This is a genomic window from Flavobacterium azizsancarii (assembly GCF_027980145.1).
In the GTDB taxonomy this organism is placed as follows: Bacteria; Bacteroidota; Bacteroidia; order Flavobacteriales; family Flavobacteriaceae; genus Flavobacterium; species Flavobacterium azizsancarii.
Window position 1 is genome coordinate 1 of sequence record NZ_JAMZNK010000099.1, and the last position, 1,906, is coordinate 1,906.

Sequence of the window (1,906 nt, forward strand, 5' to 3'; positions counted from 1 at the left end):
CTTGTGTGCCCAGCATGGGCGATAACTCTAGGGTGTAAGTCCCGAACACACCTTTACAGTGGGAAGTGTTAGCTGAATGCAAGGGTGTCCATCGCGAGGTGGAATCTGAAGGAAGCAATAGGCAAACTCTTGGCCTGACGGAGAGAAACTATATACAAGGCCAGAAATGTTGGATAAAGTTGCAAGCCAAACTGAAGTCCCAAACTGTACGGAAGCATGATGGTAAATATAGCAGGCATATGAGAGGAAAGTTATCGTTCTTACCTGGGGAGGTCTTATAGACATAGGGAAGTTTTTTTTTACAGCACTATGGATTAACAATTGCTATAAGAAGTCAGCAGAGGTCATAGTAGGTACTGGAAATGAGTACTGAAGGACTGAACTTAATTAAGTGAGTAGTAAATGAATGTTACCCATGAAGGAACGAATGCAGAAAATATCAAAGAATTTTGATAACTGTCTTGGGAAGGATAGGACGGAATCCGACAGCTACCAGGGAGTGCAGACCTTTATTGGGATAGCTGAAAACAACCTCACAGAAGTACATTTAGGTCAGGGGAAACTCTTAGAGCTAATCCTAAGTTCCCCCAATATGAATCTGGCTTATAAAAGAGTCAGATCCAATAAAGGAAGTTTTGGAATAGACAAGTTGTCCACTGAGAATTTATTAGAATGGCTCTTAGAACATAAAGAGTCGTTGATTGAATCGCTAGAGAACGGGAAATACAAACCTCAGGCCGTTCGAAGAGTTGAGATACCTAAAGAGGGAGGTAAAACAAGGTCACTTGGTATCCCTAGTGTTGTAGACCGCCTAGTCCAACAAAGTATTGCCCAAATCCTAACCCCTATTTACGAACAAGAATTCCTTACAAGCAGCCATGGCTTTAGACCTAAAAGAGGGTGCCATACTGCTTTGAAAGAAGTAGAAAATCACCTCAATGATAAGTACAGTTATGTAGTGGATCTAGACTTAGAGAAATTCTTTGACACTGTGAATCACAGTAGGCTTATAGAACTACTATCAAAGAAAGTCAAAGACCCACGAGTGATATCACTTATCCATAAATATCTCAGAGCTGGTGTTGTTGTGGGGAACAAATTCGAAGAAAGTGTACTGGGTGTTCCTCAAGGCGGTCCATTAAGTCCATTGTTGAGCAATATAATGCTTCACGAATTGGATAAAGAGCTGGCTAGACGCGGACATCGATTTGTACGTTATGCAGATGATTGCTTAATCTTCTGTAAAAGCAAGAGAGCATGTCTTGGTGTCAAAGAAAGTATAACTGCGTTTATTGAAAGCGTATTATACTTAAGGGTAAACAAGGAGAAAACTACGGTTGGGTATATAAAAGGAAAGAAATTCCTTGGATATAGCTTCTATAACAAAAGTAAAGGGAAATGGGGGCTATGTGTACATCCAAAGAGTTATAGTAAACTCAAAGACAGGTTAAAGGAAATTACTAACCGCAGTAATGGTATGGGGTATCAAAAGACCAAAGAACTCTTACGATATTACTTGCAGGGTTGGGTATCCTATTTTAAACTAGCCGATATGTCAGGCAAGATTAAACGTATAGATGAATGGCTTCGATTTAGAATACGAATGTTGATATGGAAAAGCTGGAAGAAGATAAGTACTAAATACAACAATCTTCGAAAGATTGGAGTTAAAGACAATCAGGCTTATCAATGGGCTAATACTCGAAAGGGATATTGTCGAACTGCGCTGAGTCCAATTCTACAAACAACTCTATCAACACGAACACTAAGCAAAGCAGGATATACGTTCCTGACTGACATGTACCTAAAATGTATCGTAAATTAAGAACCGCCTTGGTACGGATCCGTATGCCAGGTGGTGTGGAAGGTCACCTAGGGAACTAATCCCTAGGTTCCTATCCGATTG

General features: G+C 40.2%; 1 protein-coding gene. It reads left to right on the forward strand.

What is annotated here, in order from left to right:
• Positions 1-592: 592 nt before the first annotated feature.
• On the forward strand, positions 593-1,825 hold the full coding sequence (ltrA, locus tag NJT12_RS24755) for a group II intron reverse transcriptase/maturase (RefSeq protein ID WP_271338779.1): 1,233 nt from the start codon (positions 593-595) through the stop codon (positions 1,823-1,825).
• The last annotated feature ends 81 nt before the right edge of the window (positions 1,826-1,906 follow it).

Bases quoted from the DNA above. Each gene is read 5' to 3' on its own strand.
- ltrA (WP_271338779.1), top strand. From the start codon at position 593: ATGAATCTGGCTTATAAAAGAGTCAGATCCAATAAAGGAAGTTTTGGA.